Annotated in this window: 3 protein-coding genes and 1 pseudogene; 3 read left to right on the forward strand and 1 reads right to left on the reverse strand. The window is 63.4% G+C overall.

From position 1 onward, the window contains the following. Positions 1–219 precede the first annotated feature (219 nt). From ACLP25_RS31435 to ACLP25_RS31445, 3 genes and pseudogenes are all read left to right on the forward strand, one after another. The gene (locus ACLP25_RS31435) at positions 220–669 is read left to right on the forward strand and encodes a (2Fe-2S)-binding protein (protein WP_442473008.1); all 450 of its coding nucleotides are present in this window, start codon (positions 220–222) and stop codon (positions 667–669) included. Position 670: 1 nt separating this feature from the next. Continuing rightward, positions 671–2,988, forward strand: a pseudogene (locus tag ACLP25_RS31440) (molybdopterin cofactor-binding domain-containing protein). 687 nt (positions 2,989–3,675) lie between these two features. Continuing rightward, complete coding sequence (locus ACLP25_RS31445) at positions 3,676–4,941, forward strand: S41 family peptidase (protein ID WP_442473009.1); 1,266 nt, start codon at positions 3,676–3,678, stop codon at positions 4,939–4,941. A gap of 133 nt (positions 4,942–5,074) precedes the next feature. Here ACLP25_RS31445 and ACLP25_RS31450 read toward each other — a convergent pair whose 3' ends face one another. Beyond that, entirely contained in the window at positions 5,075–5,656 is a 582-nt protein-coding gene (locus ACLP25_RS31450; RefSeq protein WP_442473010.1) for a PEP-CTERM sorting domain-containing protein, read from the reverse strand. Between the last annotated feature and the right edge of the window lie 823 nt (positions 5,657–6,479).

The raw sequence follows: 6,479 nt of genomic DNA on the forward strand, positions 1-6,479 counted from the left end.
GGACGATAAGCCAAAACAATACGGAAAATACCCTCAATGTACAGCGATATATATTATCTTATTGTAGTTGAAAACTGTGATATCGTTCCTACATGCCCCACCTCAATTTGATTGGCATTCAAAATAATTTTGCAAGAGCCTCACGAGAATAGCATTTTCGATACATCATCTCGCTTTAAACAAAGACTGCATGGCGGTCGGACATGACAGGGAGGAAATATGCTCACTCTGCGTGTTAACGGGCAGGTCCAGACGTTCGACGGCGACCTGTCGATGCCGCTGCTCTGGTATCTGCGAGACGAACTCGGGCTCACGGGAACAAAATTCGGGTGCGGGATCGCCGCCTGCGGCGCCTGCACGGTCCATGACGACGGCGAGGCCCGCAGGTCTTGCGTCACGACGATGAGCGACGCCAATGGTAAGTCAATCATCACAATCGAAGGCCTCGATCCGGAGGGAAATCACCCGCTTCAGAAAGCTTGGCGCGCGCTGAATGTGCCGCAGTGCGGCTATTGTCAGTCCGGCCAAATCATGCAAGCCGCGGCGCTTCTGAAAGGCGCTCCTCATCCCACGGACGGCGATATAGACGGCTGGATGTTTGGCAACATCTGCCGGTGTGGGACCTATCAGCGCATTCGCGCCGCCATCAAGCAAGCTGCGGGAGCGTGACATGACCAAGCACAATCGCGAAATCGCGCCATCGTGCATCGAGAATGTCAGCCGGCGCGGCGTTTTGAAGGGCATCGTTTCAACGGGCGGACTCGTGCTCGCCCTCACCATCTTACGCCACCGCGCGGCGCACGCCGATACGCCCAAATGGGGCGCGGACGGCATGCCTCACGGCACGGTGAACAATCCTCTCGTTTTCGTTTCGATTACGCCCGATGGTGAGGTCACCATCGTGTGCCATCGCTCCGAGATGGGGCAGGGCGTGCGAACAGGGATGCCGCTGATCGTCGCCGACGAGCTCGATGCCGACTGGGCCAGGGTGAAAATCGCTCAGGCGACTGGCGACGAGGCGCGATACGGCAATCAGGACACCGACGGATCCCGTTCGACCCGCCACTTCATCAAGCCGATGCGGCAGGCTGGCGCCGCCGCGCGCATGATGCTGGAAGAAGCCGCGGCCAAGCGCTGGGGCGTCGAGGTCTCCGACGTGGAGGCTAGGAATCACGAGGTCGTTCAGAAATCCACCGGGAAGAAGCTCGGCTACGGCGAACTCGCCGCTGCGGCCAGCAAGTTGGACGTCCCGACGACCGACAGCCTGCGTCTCAAGGATCCTTCGCAGTTCCGCTACATCGGCAAGGAAGGGACCAACATCGTCGATGGCTTCGACATCACGACCGGTCGCGCCATCTACGGTCAGGATGTCCGCTTGCCGGGGCAGAAGTACGCCGTCATCGCGCGGCCGCCGGTCATGGGGGGCAAGGTGGCCTCCTATGACGCCACCGAGACGAAGAAAGTCCCGGCTTCGTCCAGGTCGTCGAGATCCCTGCTCCATCCTTTCCCATGAAATTCAAACCGTCAGGGGGAATCGCCGTTATCGCCGACAACACCTGGGCTGCGATCCGGGGCCGCGAGGCGCTGAAGATTACATGGGACCACGGCCCCCACGCGACCTATGATTCGCAGGTCTTCCGCGCGGCGATGGAGGCGACCGCCAGACGGCCTGGCAAGGTCGTGCGCAGCGAAGGCGACTTCGCCGCCGCTTTTGCGAGCGCGGACAAGAAGGTCGAGGCCGAGTATTACATCCCCCATAATGCGCATGCGACGATGGAGCCTACGTCCGCGACCTGCCGGATCATCGACGGCAAGGCCGAAGTTTGGACGAGCGTGCAAAGCCCGCAGGCCGCGCATGATTTGGTCGCCTCATACCTGGGACTTTCGCCCGAGAACGTCACGGTAAACGTGACTCTTTTGGGCGGAGGCTTTGGCCGCAAGTCTAAGCCGGACTTCGCGGTCGAGGCGGCGCTGTGCTCGAAGGCGATCGGCGGAACGCCGGTCAAGGTCGTGTGGACTCGCGAGGATGACATCCGCAACGACTTCTTCCACACGGTGTCTGTCGAACGTCTCGAGGCGGGGCTCGACAAGGACGGCAAGGTCGTGGCCTGGCGCCACAACAGCGTTGCGCCATCGATCCTGTCGCTCTTCATACCCGATCCGAAGCACGAGGCCCCGTTCGAACAGGGAATGGGCCTCGTCGACATGCCCTTCGCCATCCCCAATATCAGCATCGAGAACGGCGAGGCCGAGGCGCACACCAAGATCGGCTGGTGGCGCTCCGTCTCGAACGTTCCGCATGGGTTCGCCATCCAATCCTTCGTTGCGGAACTGGCCGCTGCGGCGGCCAAGGACCAGAAGGCGTTCTTGCTCGATCTGATCGGACCTCCTCGCATCCTCGACGCGCCAAAGAAGGTGGAGAACTTCTGGGACTACGGAGAGAATCCCGAGACATACCCGATCGACATCGGCCGGCTTCGCAACGTCGTCGAACTCGTCACCGAGAAGGCGGATTGGGGCCGCAAGCTGCCGCTAGGGCACTGCCTGGGCTTGGCCGTCCATCGGAGTTTCGTGTCCTATGTTGCGGCGGTCATCGAAGCCGCGGTCGACGAGAAGGGAAATGTCACCGTGCCGCGGGTCGACATCGCCGTCGACTGCGGGCCGACCGTGAATCCGGATCGCGTGCGCTCTCAATTTGAGGGAGCCGTCGTCATGGGTCTGGGGGTGGGATTGATGAACGAAATCTCATTCAAAAACGGCAAGGTGCAGCAGAGCAACCTCGACGACTACCTGGTGTTGCGCATCAGCGACGCGCCCCATGAGACGCATGTGCATATCGTGCCGCACAGCTACGATACGCTGCCGGGCGGTGTGGGCGAACCTGGCGTGCCGCCGGTCGCCCCGGCCCTCATGAATGCAATCTATGCGGCGAGCGGCAAACGGATCCGTGCCTTGCCGCTCGGACAGCAGTTGGCCAGCAAGGCCTAGCTAAGCCCGGCGCCGAGAGGGCGGGCCGGGTTGGTTCCCGCCCGCGCCATCTTTGCAAGCAGGGCGTGGCCGCACGAACACTGAAAGCCCTTTTCGACGCGTCGCCCGCGAACACCTGAAGCGGTCACCTCGTGCGCCGTCGACAGCCCGGCACGTTCGGAGTGGATTTGGACCAGGCTTGCGTCAACAGGGGTGGGAACGGAAAAGGATGCGCGATCGAACGACGGCAATAGTGCGCCGCCGCCGCGCCATGCGGACGGGCGCATTGGCCTTGGCGCCCTGATTGATCTCTCCCGCACGCGCACAGGATTGCGTCGGGAAGGAGCGGACCAACTGCGAGCGCGACACTCTGCTACGGATCGTATGCGAACGCATTGACGGTCTTTTGGAGAACGGCCGGTTTACCGCCCAATTCCGACGTCTGCGACGGCAGTTTGCTACAACCGCTTCACGTCGACCCCCGCCCTGCGCCGCGCCGTCGGGTCCGGCCCGGCGCGAAGGAACCAAGCGACAGGTTTTGACCGATAGGCTTTGCCGCCAGAAGCGGCAAGGTCGAGGTGGGCGCAGGCTCTACGCCGCCGTTTGGTCGCGATTCCCGCCCGGCCCGGTCACGAAGGCGCCGGGATTTCCGCGCAAGTCCTGCGTGACGGAAAGCCGTCGCATTCGAGGCTCGGGAGCGTTGGCGACATGACGGCCACCCGCAGGGACTTCATCGCAGCGGTGGCGGCCGCGGTCGTCGCGGCGCGCCCGGCGGGCGCTGAGGAGACGCCGGCGCCTTCGGCGGCGCCGCCCGCGCCGGCGGGGCCCGATGTCGCCGCGTTCGATCAGGTCTGGGAACTCGTGCGCAACCGCTTCTACGATCCCGGCCTGCACGGCGTCGACTGGAGCAAGATGCGGGACCGCTATCGTCCGCAGGCGGCGGAGGCGCGCTCGCGCGACGACCGCGCCAACGCGATCAACGCGATGCTCGCGACCCTGAACGCCTCCCACACGCGCTACTACACGAGGGGCGATCCGGCCTATTACCAGCTTGCCGACATCTTTGCCGGCGCGCTCGAGCGGCGCGGGCTCGAACGCCTCTTTCCCGGCGGCGAGGTCAGCTATCCCGGGATCGGGATCTTCACCGAGACCGACGATCGGGCCCGTGTGTTCGTCGCGGGCGCGATCGAGGGCGCGCCGGCGCGCGCCGCCGGCCTCATGGTCGGCGACGAGATTCTGTCCGTCGACGGGCGGCCCTTCCAGCCGGTCGAGTCGTTTCGCGGCAAGGTCGGCAGCAAGGTCTCGCTGTCGATCCGCCGCGCCGCGGCCGGCGCGCCGATGGCGATCGAAGCCGCGCCCGCCGACCTGAAGCCGGGAGAGATGTTTTTGCGCGGCCTGAAGGAAAGCGCGCGCGTCGTTCAGCGCGGCGCCGTCCGCGTCGGATACGTTCATGTCTGGTCCTACGCCAGCCGGCGCTATCAAAGCGCGCTCGAAGATCTGATCGCGGACGGCCGGCTCCGCGACGCCGACGCGCTCGTTTGGGATCTGCGCGACGGATGGGGTGGGGCGCAGCCGTATTATCTCGATCTCTTCAACGCCCGGTCGCCGACCATGCAGGTGGCGGACCGCGAGGGGGAGACGGGCTTCGTCGGGGCGAAATGGCGCAAGCCCGTCGCCGCGCTGATCAACGGCGGCACGCGCAGCGGCAAGGAGGTGCTCGCCTACGGGTTCAAGGAATATGGGCTGGGTCCCCTGATCGGGAGCCGCACCGAGGGCGCCGTGCTCGCGGCGACCGCGTTCCTGATCGGCGACGAGGGCCTGCTGCTGCTCGCCGTCGAGGACGTTCTCATCGACGGCAAGCGGCTCGAGGGCGTCGGCGTCGAGCCGACAATCGCGGTCCCCTTCGACCGCCGCTACGCCGCCGGCGCCGATCCCCGGCTCGACCGCGCGCTGGAGGCGCTGTCCCGGAGCTAGGGGTCAGGCGCTTGGGCCCAGACTGGAGGGCGGCGGTGTGCAGCGAGCGGCCAATTTCGCTCGGCGCTAGGCCCGGGTCGGCAAAAGAAAAGGCCGCCGGAAGGCGGCCTTCCCATTGACGGGAGACGCGACTTTACTCGATCGACATCGCCGTGCGGCGCGAGCGGGAATGGGAGCCGGCCAAGGCGAGGCCGGCGAAGCCGAGGCCCATCATCGCCCAGGTGGACGCCTCCGGAATCGCAGCGACCGACGCCGATCCGAGGCTCGTGCCTGGGTAGCCGGATCCGCTGTGGCCCAGCGTGTACAGCGGCGAGCCGCTGCCGTTGTCCCAAAGGTTCCACTCGATGCCACCGGTGAAAAAGCCGAGGCCCCAGTAGTCGAACGCCTTACCGCTAGCAGGAAGTGTGAAATAGAGCACGTTGTCGATCTCGAATCCACCCGACGGCGTTATGAACGGGCTCGCGCCGCCCGAGATGACGCCGGTGATCTTCGCGGGGGAGCCGCCCGGGACGCCTGTGCCGGAAACGGTTCCCTGCACACCCTCGACGAGCCATTGCGCATTACCGGTGCCGGAGATCGGGCTGGCTTCGAGTGTGGCGCTGACGCCATAGTCGCCACTCTCGTCCGTGTAGCTCAGCTCGAAGGTCTTCCCGCTTGCGCACGAAACCGAAGCAAGCAATCCCGCCGCAAGCGCGGCAAGAGCGATTCTTTTCATTTTTCCGATCTTCCCCGTACAAACGCCTTTCCAGTCGCGAGACTGGAGTGAGTTAACGTGCGGGTACCTGAATTTGGTTTCGGTGGAAACGGATCACCGCGTACCTCTTTTTGATCACACGTACCTCTTTGGAGTGAGACGGGTTGCGCGACGGCAAAAAGATGTCATACGCGAAGCGTGGCGCTGCGAAGGCGTCAGCGCCAGCCGTCTCCTATGCGTCGAGAGCGGTCAACCTCGCGCGGCCCGCCGGCTTTCTCAATTGTTCTAACGCCAAAAAAAAGACCGCAGCGAGTACGGCCTTAGATCGTATCCCCGTCAACCCCTACGTAATCAAATGCGGATCCAGCCTAAACGGCCAGAGACTGACAGAATTTCGCCTTAACATGGCCGAATTGAGGCTAGAACGGGCCTGTCAGCCCGCCACACGCCTAGGCTGGGTCGCCGCCGCTTGTCCATCCGGAGCTTGGCTTGTTCGGTCAAGAAACGTAAGCAGGGAGCGTCGTATCGCCGCTTGATAACGTCGTTTACATCGGTTACACTGAGGGTCTATTTTCCTACACGGGCTGGACCTGAAGAATAAATTCGCTGATCGCGCGAATATTTGCGCCCAACCGCCTAATTATTAGAGCAAAACTCAAGGCGCGCGGATCGATAATGATTATTGACATTTAATAATTCCTTAGCAAGGATGAGGGGCGGCTGGGTAAGCGCAAGGATACTGATTATTTCAGGGCGCTGTATCAGGGGGCGATTCTGGCGACTCGCGTTCAGCCCTAGATGATTCGACTCCCCAACGCTTCCGGCCCAATGATAGTCCTCGATC

This window comes from Roseiarcus sp., from assembly GCF_052145395.1.
Classification (GTDB): domain Bacteria; phylum Pseudomonadota; class Alphaproteobacteria; order Rhizobiales; family Beijerinckiaceae; genus Roseiarcus.

What these genes read in the sequence shown, in the direction of transcription:
- ACLP25_RS31450 (WP_442473010.1), bottom strand. Translation starts at nt 5,656, where the DNA reads ATGAAAAGAATCGCTCTTGCCGCGCTTGCGGCGGGATTGCTTGCTTCG.
- ACLP25_RS31435 (WP_442473008.1), top strand. Translation starts at nt 220, where the DNA reads ATGCTCACTCTGCGTGTTAACGGGCAGGTCCAGACGTTCGACGGCGAC.
- ACLP25_RS31445 (WP_442473009.1), top strand. Translation starts at nt 3,676, where the DNA reads ATGACGGCCACCCGCAGGGACTTCATCGCAGCGGTGGCGGCCGCGGTC.